We start from the raw sequence: 16438 nt of genomic DNA, 5'->3' as shown, positions 1-16438 counted from the left end.
AGGGAGGGGTTGAATGATTCAAGTTGCCGGAAGACCTTATGGGATCGATGATGCTGAATCTCCTGACCGGCTTGAAAGAATAATCATAGAATTAATGAGCCGAGCATCTGCTGTCTATTCCTTTCCAACAGAGCAAGGTTTACAATTTGAAATAAATTTACGGAAAAATATTGTTCAAAGTGCAGAGTCGATGAGTAAGAGTGATGTATCATTTGCTACATTTGAGACTACTCGGAGCAACCCACAATACTGGGTATTAACGAATTACGGAGCTCTGCACTTAAGGCCGGGTGTACAGCCTGCAGATGCGGTTGAAGATATTTATGTAAACAGCGGCCAGTATGCATTTGAATGCGCCGGAGCCATGCTGATCATTTATTACCATGCAGTGCTTCAAGTTCTCGGAGCGCGTACGTTTAACTTCTTGTTTCCGGATCTATACATTTACAGCTGGCATGCAGATAGTGATCTGGGGTTATACCCGTTAAATACGAGGAATTATCTCCCGGGGGACGTAGTTTACTTTGATAACCCGGACTTTGACCCTTCTGCACCTCAATGGAGAGGAGAGAATGCTGTCGCCATGGGGGAATATCTCTATTTTGGACACGGTTTAGGAGTTCTTTCAGAAAAGCAGATGGTGGAAACCCTCAATGAACTGAGGAGACCGGGAGCGTATACTTCATCTTATTTAACGAATTTAGTCGTTCGGCCAACCTTCAGTCACCTGCAGCAATTTGCTGTAAGAGGCCAGTCTGAATTTGTTCGTAAGTACCAGCCTGCTTTAATTCTGCACAACGAAAGCTCGATACCATACGAACGATACCGTTACTACATGAACAAAGTTTTCAAACAATTATTTTAAAAGAAGCGCTTATCATACTTATGATGAGCGCTTCTTTGATAAAGTCTTCTATTGTTTAAATGTGAAAATTTTGAAATAATTAAGTGAAATCTTTTCGCAAAAGTGGAGGCAATTTTTTTGGCACCAAATGATCCGGTTGTGCTGACGGCTGTTTATTACATATGGCTATTCGTAACGATGAGTACAGCTGTCATCATGGTAGTAAAACGCAGACATATACGATCTTCAATTGGAGTTGTTGTTCTTGTTCCTGTATTCGTAGTCATTAACATAGTCGGGACGATACCAAGGACTACGCAAACGGAGACAGCATACTGGGTGGGCGAATTAATGGATTTGAAGCTGTGGGTTTTATTTTCTTTGTTCATTATGATGTACCTCCTGCTGTGGTGGGGGCACCTGTTAAGACAGTACCGGAAGAAGTGAGGTAGTTTAAGCATTTAAATATGAAGGGAGAGAGGTTTGGTGAATTTTAATTTTGAAGAAGCAATTGAAATCCTTGATCGTACTCCTAAGACAGTAGAGTCGTTTCTGTCAGGTTTATCAGACGGGTGGATTTCTTCAAATGAGGGAGCGGGAACGTGGACAGCTTCAGAAGTGGTTGATCACTTAATAGAAGGGGAGAAGCATAATTGGATTCCACGTCTGGAATTTATGCTTACTCATAGTGAGAAGACTCCATTTCCGGCATTTGACCGCTTTTCCCATTTGGATAAAGGATCTGCTGAAGAATCAATGATTCAAAAAATAGAGGAGTTTAAGAGACTGCGAAAGAATAACGTGTATAAACTACGCAGCTTGGTTAAGCCTGAAATGGATTTGGAATTAACAGGTGTTCATCCTGCCTTAGGGGAGGTTAGAATAAGAGAACTAATATCCACTTGGGCGGTTCATGATTTAACCCATTTGGCGCAGATTGTACGGGTTTTCGCTGAAAGGTACAGGGAAGATGCAGGACCGTGGAGTGAATACTTAGGAATTTTGCATAGAAAGTAATGGAATGCTGAGGAGGAATATGAAGCGTAATTTATTCGTAATCTTATTTGTTTTTATTGTTATGTTGATCGTAAGTATAACCGGTCCGTATAATATTCTGCATGAACTAAATGAAGAGAGAGCATTAGAGGAGTTTCTTGCAGAGGATGAAATTTTTAAAAACCTGCAAATCACAGAAATTGATTAAAAGGATCGGATACTTATTTTGTGAGAACCGCAGATGGGGAGGAGGAGAAGAATTATCTTGTAATGAGCCACTACACTTCTGTAATGAATGGATACTGGAAGGTCTTTGAAGAAAAAGCAGACGAGGTTCAGTTTTAATCAAGAGTAGTTTAAGGATACTGCCTGGTGCTTACCCTTCGGCAAAACTATCAAACGGCGCATTTGCGAGTCCTGACACGAAGCCGACTCGCGTGAAATGCGCCTGTTTTAAAGTATTTATTTGCTGGTACAGATTATTTATGCTGGGGTCTTTGGATAATAGGTTCTTGATCAAAGTCTCTGAAAGAAGGTTCAGGTGAAAAAGGGTTGAACTCCTCGTTTTCTTCTTTTTCAAGAGGACTCTGTTTACCTGAAGACTTATATCTAATATGGAATTCTTCTTCAAAAGCCGGAATTTCTTTCACCGGTTCTTCATTAGTAAGCTTCATTCCGGAAATCCACGTTTCAAACTTGTAAGTTCCTCTGTCGATAATTTCACACAAATCTTCAAGGGACATGGTTAATTCTAATAAACAATCCAGTCCATTTCTTAAGATAATTCCTCTTTCTTTAGCCTGTTCAATGGAATGCTCGAGTCTGTAAGCTTCGTTCTGGTATTGAAATTCAATAAAACAGCTGCTCCGGTCCCAATTGAAATTAAAGTCCTCGATTTTTAAACGTTTCACGACTTTGACCAGTCTTTTTTCACAAATATATTGTTCTTTATGCGGCATCCATTTAAATATAGTATTTTTGATTGTGCGAATCATAGGATTCACCATCCTTTTTAGTCTGTTATTATATAATTTCTACAAAATTTTAGAAATCCCTGCTGTAATCGTATTACACTTCCCGAGCTTTTTCAGCAAAATGTGAGTTTTTTCTACTTTACGTTATTTCGCTTAAATTATTGAGGCAGGAATAAGGAGGAGGAACGAAAGGGATAACGGAGTGGTTTCATAAAGAAAGCCGCAGAAATCAAACGTTTCTGCGGCAGCAGTACTGCGGTATTTATTTTTCCTTCACGGCTTCTTCTTTATTGATTCTTTGGCGGACGTTATCAGCCGCTTTTACCATATTGGTGAGAGCTTCCGTTGTTTCGGTTACGCCGCGCGTTTTTAAGCCGCAGTCAGGATTTACCCAGAATTGCCTGGAATCCAGTACTTGTAAGGCGCGCTCGATATTCCTTTCCATTTCTTCTACCTTAGGAATACGTGGACTGTGAATATCATAGACTCCAAGACCGATTCCTTTCTCGTAGGAGTGCTCCTCAAAGGCTGTAATTAATTCTCCGTGACTTCTTGCTGTTTCTATAGAAATAACATCTGCATCCAGCTGGTCGATGGTTTCCATAATGGCTCCGAATTCTGAATAGCACATATGGGTATGAATCTGCGTTTCATTGTTTACGGCTGACGTTGCAAGCTTAAAGGCGTAGACGGCCTCATCAAGGTAAGTCTGCTGTTTCGCAGGCTTTAAAGGCAGGCCTTCACGTAAGGCTGGTTCGTCGACTTGAATCATTTGAATCTGGTTTTCCTCTAATGCTTTTATTTCTTTTTGCAGAGCTAATGCGATCTGCTTTGTGACGTCGTATTGACTTATATCCTCTCTGACAAATGACCAATTGAGAATAGTGACGGGCCCTGTAAGCATACCTTTGACCGGTTTAGCGGTTTGGGATTGGGCATAATTGATTTCTTTTACGGTCATTGGTTCGTTTAAAGCAACGTCACCGTAAATGATCGGAGGCTTCACGCAGCGGGAGCCATAGGATTGAACCCAGGCATACCTGGTGAAGGCAAATCCGTCCAGCTTCTCTCCGAAGAATTCAACCATATCATTGCGTTCAAATTCACCATGAATGAGCACATCAAGTCCTATATCTTCCTGCCGTTCGATCCATTCCCGGATATTCGCTTCAATAAATTCTTCGTATTTCACATCATCCCAATCACCTTTGCGCCATCTCATGCGAGCTTGACGGATTTCGGTCGTCTGAGGGAGGCTGCCGATGGTTGTGGTTGGCAGTAAAGGAAGATTGAAGTACTCCTGCTGCAGCTTCTGACGAGTGGAATGGTGCTGATCACGGCTTGGTTCAACTCCCTTCCAGAATTTCACTTCCTTCTGTACCTCGAGACGGTTTCTGCTCGCTGAGCTTAGAAGGGCGCCGCGTGCATTCGAATTCTCCTCAATCCTCTGGCGAATGGCTTCTTCTCCTTTATTTAAGCCCTCCGTTAAAGTAGTTGTCTCTTCAAGCTTCTGATCGGCAAAAGCTAAAGCGTTCTTGAGCTCAGTGTTCAGCTCATGCTCTGTCTCAACAGTTACCGGAACGTGAAGAAGACTGCAGGAAGGTTGAACAATTAAGCGTTCTTTATCTGCAATAGCTGTAATCGTATTTAGTGCAGCCAGGCTGGATTTTAAGTCACTTCTCCATATGTTGCGGCCATTTATAACTCCTGCAGCTAATGTTTTATCTTTGGGGAAACCGTGCTTCTGCAGGGATAACAAGTTTGCGCCTTCATCATGAACAAAATCCAGTCCAATACCAGCGACCGGTAGAGACACAACCTCCTCGTAATAGTCCACGGATTCAAAATAGGTCTGCAGTAAAATTTTGACCGATGTCAGCTCGTCGTTAAAGGTTTGATAGACTTCCTTAAAGATACTGATGTCCTTATCATCCAAAGTAGTGGATAAGACCGGCTCATCGATTTGAACCCATTCCGCTCCTGCATTTTCAAGCTCCTTTAACACCTGCACGTAAAGAGGTACCAGTTTATTAAGCAGAGTTGTAAAGTGTTCCTCCTGATAGCCTTTCGATAATTTAAGGAGAGTAATGGGACCAAGAATTACTGGCTTGCCTGTAATGCCGAGTTTTTGTTTAGCTTCTTCAAAATAGTGAAGCACCCGATTGTTAAGTAAAGATGGCTCTGCATCGTTCTGCAGTTCAGGGACAATGTAGTGATAGTTCGTATTAAACCATTTCGTCATTTCACAAGCAACGGCACTTTCATTTCCCCGTGCCATATCAAAATAGGTGTCCAGGTCGCTTTTGTCTTGAACCTTGAATCTATCAGGAATTAAGCCAAACATAAAAGCAGTATCAAGTACATGATCATATAGGCTGAAGTCTCCAATAGGTATGAGATCGATTCCTCTATCCTTCTGCTTTTTTAAATAATGAAGTCGCAGACCTTCTATTTCAGTTAGAAATTCTTCTTCCTGTAGATTTCCTTTCCAATACTGCTCTAGTGCTTTTTTCCATTCTCTTTTCTCCCCGATTCGGGGATAACCGAGCGTTGAACTTTTAGTCATAAGCTTTCCTCCTTTAGATTCTGTAAAAATAAAACAATCCCTCTTTTACAAAAAAGAGGGATTGTTATAAACGCATCTTTAACTTTAGCCTGTCATAAGACAGACTGGTACAAATTTAAGCGTTAAAACACCTCCCTATTCCTCGTAGGTTCTAGTGTGCAATCACCAGGCAGGTCTCCTGACTTAAGTTCATCGCTTCCTGCGTCTTCCCGTCGATTCAGACAGTGACGTATGCAGGAGGCTCCCTCTAACAGTGGCGGGACCGTGCCGGACTTTCACCGGCCTTCCCTTTTAAGCTGAAGAAGTAAGTTAATAAGCTTCTTTCAACACCTGAGTGATGTACGTTATTTAATTTTCTAAAGCATATGTATGAAAAAAACCTCTCATTGAGAGAGGTTAACATACGCACCTCTCTTATCTTTCAAAGCATGCCGCTTTGCTGGAATTAGCACCACAGTCATAAGATGATTGGTTGCCGGGCTTCATTGGGCCAGTCCCTCCGCCTCTCTAAATAAGAGAATTATTGAATTGATTATAAGACTAGCACGACAGGGGGGAGGTGTCAACGAGGAATGTGAGCAAAAAAAAGATTCCGCAGATGGGCGGAATCTTTTTTTTGAATAGATTACTAGTTAAATAGCAACTTCTTTACCAGATTTACTGGTTTCTTCAGCAGCCGGCTGCCGCTCGTTCGCAAGTGCTTGTCCAGGTTCGTTTAAGAAGAAGCAGGCGACAAAACAGAAGAAGGCCATTATCGAGATTCCTAGGAAAAACAGGGAAGGATTTAGCAAACCAAGCACAGCTAGAAACAACACGGAGCCGACGCTGCCATAAGCCCCAACCATACCTGCAACCTGACCTGTCAGTCGTTTTTTTACTAAAGGCACCATAGAGAAGACAGCACCTTCGCCGGCCTGAACAAAGAAAGAGCAAGTCATCGTTAACATGACAGCTGCTGCAATTGACCAGCCAGATCCTATTTGGGACATCCCTAAGTAGGCCGCAGAAGTAGCTGCTAATAAAACGATCAATGTTTTCTTACGACCGAGCTTATCACTCAGCCAGCCTCCGCCGGGCCGTGCTATTAGGTTCATAAAAGCAAACGAACTGGCAATTATTCCAGCTTCGGCCACGCCCATGCTGAAGGTAGCTTCAAAGAACATCGGAAGCATTGAGATGACAGCCAGCTCAGAGCCGAACGTAATAAAGTATGCAAAATCTAAAATGGCCACCTGTTTAAAAGAGTATTGCTCCTTCTCTGGAACCCCATCTCTTAAATGATCCCGGTTGACGACCCAGATTTTGTATAGGTTATACCCATAGACGAGAGTTAGAACGACGTAAATGACAGCGGCATACTGATAAGTAATGAGGGAGGTATTACTCAACTGCCATGTGATCAGAGCAAGAGCACCATAAAGAGGTAGAGACATCAGCATGAGGGCAGCCATACTTTTATAGCTGGTTACCTCCATGGCGCCGTTGCGCTTAGGTTTTTTAAATTCTTTTCCAGAGGGGGTATTCTCAACTGATCTAAAGTAAATAAATGCATAAACAATACAGAGGACCCCAGTGAGAGCAATCGCGATGCGCCACCCATTCTCTCCTCCAAATAATAGAGCGAGAAGTGGGAGAGAGAAAGCAGCTGCGGAAGAACCGAAATTCCCCCAGCCGCCGTAAATGCCTTCAGCCAGTCCCAGGTGCTTCGCCGGGAACCATTCGGAGACCATTCGGATACCGATCACGAATCCAGCACCTACTACAGACAGCAGGGCGCGGGCCATGAATAACTGCCAGAAAGAATTGGCAAACGCAAACCAGAAACAGGGTATACTGACAGCTATGAGCAAGGTGGCATATACATGTTTCGGTCCAAAACGGTCAACAAGCATACCGATAATGATTCTTGCCGGAATAGTCAGTGCCACGTTGATAGAAAGAAGGACTCCAATTTCTTCATTTGATAATTGCAGTGTCTTTTGAATGGTCGATGCAAAAGGTGCCATATTAAACCAGACGACGAAGCTTAAGAAAAAAGCAAACGTGGTCATAAATAATATTTTCTTGTTTCCTTTGTAAGTATTTTGTTCTTCGCCCATAATCAAGCCTCCAATTTTTATAATAGACTGATTATTTCAAAAATAACGGGCTGTGTCATAACTTGTGTCAGGTTTTCTGACATGAAAACTTAAAAACACATCGTTTTTACCATACAAAAATAGACCGATTCTCACCTATGTAAGAATCGGTCTAATAAAATTATTCAGCTGCTGGCTGTTGTTTCTTTGTTAAAGTAAAGAAGGTAATCGAACCAATTGCAGCAGTTGTAAATAATACGGCTCCCATCGGTACAGCGGTTGTCTCATTAATACCTACGAGCGGCGACACCATGGATCCAAATAACAGAGGAAGCATACCGAGTACAGCACTGGCACTTCCTGCGCGGTGTCCCTGATGTTCCATAGCCAGAGTGAACGTACTGGTCAGGACCATCCCCATGGATGTCATATAAATAAAGATAGGTATTACTAATGAAGGCAGAGGACCTTCAATAATGGTCATGACAAGCAGGAATGAGGTGGCTGTGACAGCAGTAATAACCGCTGTTCTCAATAAGCTCCGCTCATGAATGATTCCACCTAATCGCCCGATAATAAAGCTTCCGGAGATGATAGCAAGCCCGTTAATACCAAACAATATACTAAAAGCTTGAGGGGACACACCATAAATATCCTGATACACAAAAGGGGTGCCCGATACATAGGCAAAACTGCCCCCATGGACAAATCCGATCGTCAGCGCATAACCAATAAATGAACGGTCTTTAAATAAACTGCCGATCGTACCAAGTGAATGTTTCAGAGTGCTTGGAATTCGTTTCTCAGGCGGCAGTGTTTCTTTAAGGCGCAGCGCAATGACTAATACAATAAGGAGTCCGAGCAGACTCAGGAAATAAAAAATGGTGTGCCAGCTTGCAAATGGCAAAAGTAAAATGGCTCCCCCAGCCATAGGAGCCATCATAGGAGCCGTAGCATTAATGACCATCAGCAAGGCGAAAAACTTCGTCAATTCCCGGCCGCTGAATACATCGCGTACGACGGCTCTCGATAATACGACACCGGCAGAAGCGGTGAATCCCTGCAGAAAACGGGCGCCGACTAACGTAACAATGTTAGGAGCAAGCGCACAGAGCAGGGAGGAAACAGCGAATAAAAATATGGAAATCATTAATGGTTTTCTTCTTCCCTGCGCATCGCTGATGGTTCCAACGACAAGCTGGCCGACTGCAAGACCAATAAGGCAAGTTGTTAAGCTGAGCTGTACCAGCGAGGCACTTGTGTTTAAGTCATTGGCAATACCGGGAAAGCTGGGCAGATACATATCTATATTAAGCGGACCTAAAATGCCAAGCATCCCTAGAAGAAATGCCAGCCCTATACGTTCTTTGCCTGTAGGATTATGGATCATGATACATAAGCACCTTTCATATGAATATCTGAGTTTAATAGATTATTTTTCAATCAGTCTACTATACAATATTTAGGTGGAAAACGAAAGAACAATGGTTTTTAAACGAGAAAAAGCGCCGCTTTTTAGCGGAGCAGGCGGAAAGTCTCTTCGATTTGCTGCTCTTCCCGCAGAAGTCGTCGCGTTTTCCATTCCTTTAATCAAAAGAGGCTCTCGGAAAGGGAGTCGTTTTCTAGAACCCTTTCTTCCAGCTCCTGCAAGGATTGTATACACACTTTTGAGATGAAAGATAAACCAGTGGTTTCTCACCAAACTGAAAAAGCCAGCGCTTAATGCGCTGGCTTTCATAAATTTATCTTATTTGAATGATTTAACGCCTAAATAATGATCCTGCCAGTAATCAATGCTCATATCAGCCACTTCTACTCCATCGCTTCCCGCGTGAATCATCTGGTTGTCGCCAATATAAATACCGCTGTGAGAAGCGCCTTCTGTGTCATACGTGCCTTCAAAGAAAACTACGTCTCCTACTTCTGGAGAATTTACCTCTTCTCCGTCATACAGCCACATATCGCTTTCCGTACGGTTAAGGTCGACACCAACTTGTTCAAATACGTGGTAGATCAAGCCGCTGCTGTCTACACCTTCTGCACTTGTGCCGCCCCATACATATGGAGTGCCGATTAAGTCTTCGGCAATGGATACGACTTCAGAATCGGCTGCTGGTTCTTCTTCAGCAGGTTCTTCTGGTGCAGGCTCTTCTTCTGTGCTTTCCTCAGGAGAAGATGCTAATACAGACTCTGTCTCCGGTCCGACAATCCCGTCAACTGCAAGTCCTTCGTCCGATTGAAACGACTTCACTGCATCTTCTGTTAAGGGACCAAATATTCCATCGATGGCAGCTGTATAGTAACCATGTGTTTCTAATTCAGATTGTACTGACTCGACTTGATCCCCTTGATCACCGCTGCTTATAATTGAAGAAGTATCAGCAGAGCTGCTGGACTCGGTTGAGGTTGGGTCTGCATTGGCCGAAACATTTTCCGTTAATACAGGGGTAAGAGCTAAAGACGTAACTATTGCGGAAGAAATTACATACTTTCGCATAGTAGTGGACTTCGTCATGAAAAAAATCCTCCTATGATGTGAGTTATTTAGTTTGAAAAATACAAAAGCAGATCGCTCAACTATAGGGGATCATATGTAATCCATGCCTAATCATAAGATGTGACTACATCGTTGTTGCTCTTTTTCAAACTAGGATCTAGTTTATCAAAGATAATGGGTTAGCAGGTTTCACTGAGATTAAGCTGATATTATAATCGTTTTACAAAAAACAACACAGTTCGCATTTAAATGCTTGTTGTGAAAACATTATTCCCTCTATTAGTTAGGACGTGTAACCATTTCTTGAATGAACAAGAGGAAAAGGTTTTAGGAAACGGCTCCCTTTCCAAGGCCCCACACGACGTGCCGTACTTAATCGACCAGGCGTCACCACCGAACGCTCATAGTGCCATGAACAGAGGGTGAAACGAGAAGGAGTGATTTTCTTTGATATATAAAAGAAAATCACTCTTTTTCTTGTCCAATGAAAGGAATACATAAAAATAAGGGATTCGATGTTAGCTGTCCATTATTCTTGAATTTAATGAAGAAATAGATGACACAAACCTCTTGAAATTAGATGAAAAGCGGTCTGTATGAAAACTAAATTCCACGCAGACCGCTTTTTAAGAAAGCTGCTTTTCTCAGACCTTCAGTTTTTCAGTGGCCTACATTATAGCCCTCCGGGGCCACACCTGATTCGTCTCTCACTTAGAAGTCTCACCGTTTCCTAGAACCCTTTTTCGATAATGGATCAGTCTAAGAAGTCCTCTTCCACAAGGCTCTATGTTCTCCAGGGCCTCTATTTTGATTAAAAGGAACGGAAAAAGTGCCGACGTTTGTTCCGGTTAAAAGCGGCATTTTCCTGTTCCTTTTCCCTGGATTATTATGGGGAACCATGACATATCACGTCTACATTCATCCAAGCTTTTTCAGCAGCCTAGTATAAACGGTTTTTTTGCTTAAGAACTGTTTGACTGTTTTATTGAAACTGCCAGGCGGGGAGGACGCGGCTGAGTGGTTTATCCTGCCTGTAGCCTAATACGTATTCGGCTTGCATAATCGTATGGATTTCCCGAGTTCCTTCATAAATAACGGGTGCTTTGGAATTCCGTAAGTAGCGCTCGACCGGATATTCATTCGAATAGCCGTAAGCACCGTGTATTTGAACGGCATCGTCTGCCGCTTGATTGGCGAAGTCACACGCCTGCCATTTAGCAAGCGAAGTTTCCCGTGTGTTTCGGACACCTTGATTTTTTAATTCACCGGCACGATAGACGAGAAGCCGGCTCATTTGTAAGCCTGCTTCCATTTTTGCGATCATTTGCTGAACGAGCTGGTGACGGCCGATTTCTTTTCCAAATGTTTTGCGGTCATGACAGTAGTTAACTGAAGATTCGAGACAGGCCATAATTTGCCCGCACGCACCTGCTGCCACAGTAAAGCGTCCATTATCAAGTGCAGCCATAGCAATTTTAAAACCATCGCCTTCGCTGCCGAGTAAATTTTCTTTTGGCACTTTTACTTGGTCAAAGAACAACTCGCCTGTATTGCCCGCACGGATTCCGAGCTTGCCTTTCGCTGCCTTTGATGAGAAACCTTCCATCGTACGTTCAACGATAAAGGCTGAAATACCGTTATGCTTCTTAGACTTATCGGTGTACGCAAATACGAGGAAATAATCAGCTGTGTCACATAAAGAAATCCACGTTTTCTGGCCATTTAAGACATAGAAATCGCCTTCGAGCGCAGCTGTTGATTGTAAAGCTGCTACATCAGAACCGGCTCCTGGTTCTGTTAGTCCGAACGCCCCTATCTTTTTACCGGCAGCCTGGGGGATTAAATATTTTTGTTTCTGAAGCTCTGTACCCCATTGCAGCAAAGTCATGCTGTTTAAGCCTGTGTGCACCGAAACCGCAGTACGAAAAGCAGTATCTCCGCGCTCCAATTCCTCGCATACAATCGCTAACGAATTATAATCCATTCCGCTCCCACCGTACTTTTCAGGAATACAGACGCCCATTAAGCCCAGGTTTGCAAGCTTATTTAAAATGGTCTTATCGAAATTACCGTTCTCGTCCCAGTCTTTAATATGCGGCATAATTTCCAGGTCTACAAAGCCTCTTACAGTCTTACGGAGCATTCTTTGTTCATCACTAAATTCAAAATTCATGACGAATGGGCCTCCTTATATCATGTTTCTTTTCCTTAATTCATTTATTTCATCTTCATCGCAGCCGAGCTGTCTGAGAATGTCTGTGGTATGCTCACCAGGTTCAGGCGGATGGCGTTCATATGAAACAGGAGTACGCGAGAGCTTCAGCGGGCTGCCGATCATCTTAATTTCTCCCGCTTTTGGATGAGTAGAGGTAATGAACATGTGACGCTCATTTAACTGTTCATCGGCTGCTACATCGTCGATTGTCTGAATGGCTCCAAAGGGAATATTGGCTGCGCGGCATTGTTCCTCCCAGTAAGTTGTTGGTTTTGTTTCGAAAGCTTTTTGTAAAATCTCACCAAGTAAATTCCGATTGGCGACTCTGTCAGGATTTGTGCGGAACCTTAGATCTGCTGCAAGCTTTGGCTCGCCGGCTACCCGGCATAGGGAGGCGAACTGTTTATCATTCCCGACAGCCACGACCATTTCTCCATCAGAGGAGGTAAAGGTTTGGTAGGGAACGATGTTAGCATGGTGATTTCCCCATCTCAAAGGTTTTTCTCCTGACATTAAGTAATTGCTCCCAATATTAATTAACGAGCTCACTGCGGAGTCATACAGAGATAAATCAATTTTTTGACCAGCTCCGGAACGGTTTCTTTCTACTAAAGCTGCTTGAATACCAATGCAGGCATATAATCCTGTCAGTACGTCAGTAATTGCAATTCCCATTTTCTGCGGCCCTGAAGAAGCATTTCCTGTAATACTCATTAAGCCGCTCATTGCTTGAATGATGAAATCATAGCCTGGCAGATTTTTAAGCGGTCCGGTTTCACCAAAGCCGGTAATGGCGCAGTACACGAGAAGAGGGTTGATTTCTCTTAACTCTAAATAAGAGAGACCCAGCCTTTCCATCGTTCCTGTCTTAAAGTTATGAATGAGTACGTCACTCTTTGCTGCAAGCTTCTTAATCATTTCTCTGCCCTGTTCGGTTTTTAAATTAATCGTAAGACTCTTTTTATTTCGATTGGCACATAAGTAATACGCACTCACCCCTTCTTGAAAAGGAGGACCCCATTTTCTTGTTTCATCGCTTCCCCCCGGCGCCTCCACTTTAATTACTTCTGCCCCTAAATCACCTAAAATCATTGAACAATACGGACCTGCAAGAACACGGGTCAAGTCGAGAACGGTTATGCCTTCAAGCGCAGCGGTCACTTTCATCACACCCTTTCAACATAAGGAAAAAAGCCAGATGAACCCATACGATGTATGAATCCAGCCGGCTTCTAGATCTACTGGGATTAGAGGGATGCGGATAAGGTTTGTCCTGCCTTACATCTTATTCTAATTTATCAGCGGATATGACCTTAGATGTACATGGAAGCAAAAGACCTATCATGAAAAAGGTTTTTCTTTAATAGGATAGACTAATCGGACAACCCATGTGGCAAATGTGAGCAAAGAAACGGGGGGTGTATGCGTGAAGTATGGATCCAGTCAGGTGAATAGCCTGCCTCCTTATCTTTTTTCAGTTTTTCATCAAAAGAAGAAAGAGCTGCAGGAGAAGGGAATAGACATTATTGACTTAGGGATAGGGGCTCCGGATCTGCCGACACCGGACTTTATTATTAACCGCTTAATCAATGAATCCAGGAAGCCGGATAATCATAAATATTCGCCTTATGGAGGTTGTCTTGAATTTAAACAAGCAGTAGCAGGGTTTTATAAGAAGCATTACAAAGTTGAAGTCGACCCTGAAACTGAAGTACAGGCGCTCATTGGTTCCAAGGAAGGAATTGCTCATTTAATCCTTGCTGTATTAAATCCAGGAGATAAAGTACTGATCCCGGATCCAGGCTACCCGGTTTACCAATCAGCTGTTCACCTTGCGCATGGAACAGGAGTACCGCTTCCGCTTAATTCAGAGAAACATTATGTGCCTCAGTTTGATCATTTTAAAGAGGACGAGTTGAAGCAAGTAAAGCTGATGCTGCTCAACTATCCGGGTAACCCTACAGGAGCGACTGTGGAAAGAGAAACATTTAAAGAAGCTCTGGATTTTGCTTCCAGATATAACATACTAACAGCTCATGATGCGGCATATGATTTAGTTACTTTTAAAGATTATCAAGCTCCCAGTATTTTGCAAATACCAGGGGCTAAGGAAGCTGCCGTAGAATTTGGGTCATTGTCCAAGAGCTTTAATATGACAGGCTGGAGAATGGGGTATGTGGTTGGAAATAAAGATTTAATCCAGGCTCTATCTATTGTGAAGAGCAATATAGATACGAGTCAGTTTCCAGCCATCCAAAAAGCAGGAGCTGAAGCATTGAACAGTGACCTTTCAACCGTTAAAGAGAATAATGCAGTCTATTATTCCCGGATGAAATATATGATGGCGGCTTTAAAGGAGTTGGGCATCGAAGCAGATGAGCCGAGGGGGACCTTCTTTATTTGGGCGAAGATACCTGAGGGCTTCACATCGAGGGCTTTTACGGAAAAAGTTTTGGAGGAAGCAGGAGTTATTCTCACCCCTGGAACGGCCTTTGGAAAGCTGGGTGAAGGATATGTAAGAATATCCCTGTCTGTAGCCATGCCCCGTTTGGAGGAGGCTGTCTTACGCTTGAAAAAAATGAATGGAGGAGGGTCTCCTTGAAGATCCCACATCAACTTTCACTGATGACAAGTGCTCAAGCTATTGTGGAGTGTATCAAGCTTGAAAGGATCAATCAGGTCTTTTGTGTACCGGGAGAAAGCTATTTACCTGTGATGGATGCGATTTATGATGAATCGAGCATTGAACTGAAGTCGGCAAGACATGAAGGCGGGGCTTCGTTCATGGCTGAAGGATTCGCTAAAGCAAGTGGAAAGCCAGGGGTCGTGCTTGCTACAAGAGGAGTCGGGGGTTCGAATTTATCAATTGGGGTTCACACGGCTTATCAGGACTCTACCCCCCTGGTCGTTTTTTTAGGACAGGTTCATAGTCAATTTAGAGGGAGGGAAGGTTTTCAAGAAATTGAGCTGGAGCAATTTTTCGGGCCCATTACGAAATGGGTGGTAGAGATTCAACATCCGGAAAGAGTACCTGAGCTTGTTCAGCGGGCTTTTAGAATAGCGAAAACCGGCCGGCCCGGTCCGGTAGTTATTTCTCTGCCGGAAGACCTGCTTATGAAGAAAGCAGAGATGGTATTTACCCATTCGGTGAACAGACCCTGCCCGCGTCCTTCCTTAAAAGAAGTTCATGAAGTGGAAAGAAGACTGCGCCGTGCAGAGCGTCCGGTAGTTATTGCCGGGGGCGGAGTGAAAGCTGCGGAGGCTGAAGGTGTACTGCTGTCATTTGCTGAAAAGTACAAAATTCCGGTTATGTCGGCCTTCCGCCGGCATGATGTGTTTCCTAATGAACATTCGAAGTATACCGGTCATCTTGGACTCGGAATGAAGCGACAGCTCGTAGAAACCGTAAATAAAGCAGATGTCGTTCTCGCTGTCGGCTCAAGATTATCTGAAGTGACGACTCAAGATTATTCCCTTCTAACGAGTGGCCAGTCTCTGATTCATATTGACATCGACTATGAAACCCTAGGGAAGGTGTATCCTCCAGATGTAGGAATCGCAGCAGATGCCAAGGAAGCTTTAACGTGCCTATTATCTATGGAAGTTAGTCCCACTTGGGAGGTATGGGCAGAAGAGCGCCGTGCTGCTTATGTACAATCCCTGCACGTAAATAACAAAACCAGCCATTATGAAATCATTTCTATTTTACAAAAGTGCTTACCTGAAGATGCCATTATTACAAACGATGCGGGGAACTTCGCAGGATGGCTGCATACTTATTTTCAATTTAATAAAAAGCAGACATACGTTGGTCCCACCTCGGGCGCAATGGGATATGGAATGCCCGCCGCTATTGGAGTTAAGCTTGCACGACCAGAGTGTAAAGTCGTGTCTCTCTCAGGGGATGGCGGTTTTATGATGACCTTTCAAGAGCTGGAAACAGCGGTCAGATATAACATCCCTGTGATCAGTGTTGTTTTTAATAACAATATGTATGGGACGATTCGTATGCATCAGGAGCTTCAATTTCCTAATAAAACGATTGGCACTGACTTAGGCGTGGTGCCATTTTCCAGGCTTGCCCGTGAAGTAGGGGCAGTGAGTTATTTAGTGAAGAAGGCAGATGAATTTGAACAAGCTCTTACCCAGGCGTTAAAAGTCGAAAAGCCTGCCGTAATTGAAATTGACTGCGACCGTGAACAAATCTCCGTTTCTTCAACCATAGGTCAAATCAGGGAGAGAACGTTCGGCAATTCATAATAAGGGAG

Annotated in this window: 13 protein-coding genes and 2 riboswitches; of the genes, 6 read left to right on the top strand and 7 right to left on the bottom strand. The window is 43.4% G+C overall.

From position 1 onward, the window contains the following. Positions 1-13: 13 nt before the first annotated feature. From LF822_RS05515 to LF822_RS05500, 4 genes are all read left to right on the top strand, one after another. The gene (locus LF822_RS05515) at positions 14-865 is read left to right on the top strand and encodes a protein-glutamine gamma-glutamyltransferase (RefSeq protein ID WP_253922932.1); all 852 of its coding nucleotides are present in this window, start codon (positions 14-16) and stop codon (positions 863-865) included. Between the two features lie 117 nt (positions 866-982). Further along, complete coding sequence (locus tag LF822_RS05510) at positions 983-1291, top strand: hypothetical protein (RefSeq protein WP_253922931.1); 309 nt, start codon at positions 983-985, stop codon at positions 1289-1291. A gap of 39 nt (positions 1292-1330) precedes the next feature. Further along, positions 1331-1861, top strand: a complete 531-nt coding sequence (locus tag LF822_RS05505) for a DinB family protein (RefSeq protein WP_253922930.1) — start codon at positions 1331-1333, stop codon at positions 1859-1861. Positions 1862-1880: 19 nt separating this feature from the next. Next, positions 1881-2048 (top strand): hypothetical protein, encoded by a 168-nt coding sequence (locus LF822_RS05500; RefSeq protein WP_253922929.1) that lies wholly within the window; start codon positions 1881-1883, stop codon positions 2046-2048. A 271-nt stretch (positions 2049-2319) separates the two neighbouring features. On the opposite strand, the gene LF822_RS05495 is transcribed toward LF822_RS05500, so the two are convergent. The 7 genes from LF822_RS05495 to LF822_RS05465 all read right to left on the bottom strand — a co-directional run bounded on the left by LF822_RS05495 (position 2320) and on the right by LF822_RS05465 (position 13331). Next, a complete protein-coding gene (locus LF822_RS05495) occupies positions 2320-2835 on the bottom strand; it encodes a hypothetical protein (protein WP_253922928.1) in 516 nt (171 codons plus the stop codon). A gap of 241 nt (positions 2836-3076) precedes the next feature. Continuing rightward, positions 3077-5380 carry a 5-methyltetrahydropteroyltriglutamate--homocysteine S-methyltransferase gene (gene metE, locus LF822_RS05490; protein ID WP_253922927.1) on the bottom strand — a complete coding sequence of 768 codons (2304 nt, stop codon included), beginning with the start codon at positions 5378-5380 and terminating at the stop codon, positions 3077-3079. A gap of 151 nt (positions 5381-5531) precedes the next feature. Next, positions 5532-5729: riboswitch (cobalamin riboswitch) on the bottom strand. Positions 5730-5791: 62 nt separating this feature from the next. Beyond that, positions 5792-5898: riboswitch (SAM riboswitch) on the bottom strand. A gap of 114 nt (positions 5899-6012) precedes the next feature. Then, on the bottom strand, positions 6013-7479 hold the full coding sequence (locus LF822_RS05485) for a NarK family nitrate/nitrite MFS transporter (RefSeq protein WP_253922926.1): 1467 nt from the start codon (positions 7477-7479) through the stop codon (positions 6013-6015). Between the two features lie 160 nt (positions 7480-7639). Beyond that, positions 7640-8848: a Bcr/CflA family efflux MFS transporter gene (locus tag LF822_RS05480; RefSeq protein WP_253922925.1), complete on the bottom strand. Its 1209-nt coding sequence runs from the start codon at positions 8846-8848 to the stop codon at positions 7640-7642. 357 nt (positions 8849-9205) lie between these two features. Then, positions 9206-9973, bottom strand: coding sequence for a C40 family peptidase (locus LF822_RS05475; protein WP_253922924.1), 768 nt, complete (start codon positions 9971-9973; stop codon positions 9206-9208). Between the two features lie 964 nt (positions 9974-10937). Next, positions 10938-12128 carry an acyl-CoA dehydrogenase family protein gene (locus LF822_RS05470; protein WP_253922923.1) on the bottom strand — a complete coding sequence of 397 codons (1191 nt, stop codon included), beginning with the start codon at positions 12126-12128 and terminating at the stop codon, positions 10938-10940. A 15-nt stretch (positions 12129-12143) separates the two neighbouring features. Continuing rightward, entirely contained in the window at positions 12144-13331 is a 1188-nt protein-coding gene (locus LF822_RS05465; protein ID WP_253922922.1) for a CaiB/BaiF CoA transferase family protein, read from the bottom strand. A 265-nt stretch (positions 13332-13596) separates the two neighbouring features. Between LF822_RS05465 and LF822_RS05460 the strand changes: the two genes are divergently transcribed. Beyond that, entirely contained in the window at positions 13597-14772 is a 1176-nt protein-coding gene (locus LF822_RS05460; RefSeq protein ID WP_253922921.1) for an aminotransferase class I/II-fold pyridoxal phosphate-dependent enzyme, read from the top strand. A 23-nt stretch (positions 14773-14795) separates the two neighbouring features. Next, positions 14796-16430 (top strand): thiamine pyrophosphate-dependent enzyme, encoded by a 1635-nt coding sequence (locus tag LF822_RS05455; RefSeq protein WP_253923479.1) that lies wholly within the window; start codon positions 14796-14798, stop codon positions 16428-16430. Positions 16431-16438: the final 8 nt, after the last annotated feature.

The sequence above is a fragment of the Halobacillus sp. A5 genome (assembly GCF_024189315.1).
In the GTDB taxonomy this organism is placed as follows: Bacteria; Bacillota; Bacilli; order Bacillales; family Halobacillaceae; genus Halobacillus_A.
This window is presented reverse-complemented; position numbering and strand designations above follow the sequence as displayed.

What these genes read in the sequence shown, in the direction of transcription:
- LF822_RS05500 (WP_253922929.1), top strand. Translation starts at nt 1,881, where the DNA reads ATGAAGCGTAATTTATTCGTAATCTTATTTGTTTTTATTGTTATGTTG.
- LF822_RS05480 (WP_253922925.1), bottom strand. Translation starts at nt 8,848, where the DNA reads ATGATCCATAATCCTACAGGCAAAGAACGTATAGGGCTGGCATTTCTT.
- LF822_RS05515 (WP_253922932.1), top strand. Translation starts at nt 14, where the DNA reads ATGATTCAAGTTGCCGGAAGACCTTATGGGATCGATGATGCTGAATCT.
- LF822_RS05495 (WP_253922928.1), bottom strand. Translation starts at nt 2,835, where the DNA reads ATGATTCGCACAATCAAAAATACTATATTTAAATGGATGCCGCATAAA.
- LF822_RS05470 (WP_253922923.1), bottom strand. Translation starts at nt 12,128, where the DNA reads ATGAATTTTGAATTTAGTGATGAACAAAGAATGCTCCGTAAGACTGTA.
- LF822_RS05475 (WP_253922924.1), bottom strand. Translation starts at nt 9,973, where the DNA reads ATGACGAAGTCCACTACTATGCGAAAGTATGTAATTTCTTCCGCAATA.
- LF822_RS05455 (WP_253923479.1), top strand. Translation starts at nt 14,796, where the DNA reads ATGACAAGTGCTCAAGCTATTGTGGAGTGTATCAAGCTTGAAAGGATC.
- LF822_RS05485 (WP_253922926.1), bottom strand. Translation starts at nt 7,479, where the DNA reads ATGGGCGAAGAACAAAATACTTACAAAGGAAACAAGAAAATATTATTT.
- metE (WP_253922927.1), bottom strand. Translation starts at nt 5,380, where the DNA reads ATGACTAAAAGTTCAACGCTCGGTTATCCCCGAATCGGGGAGAAAAGA.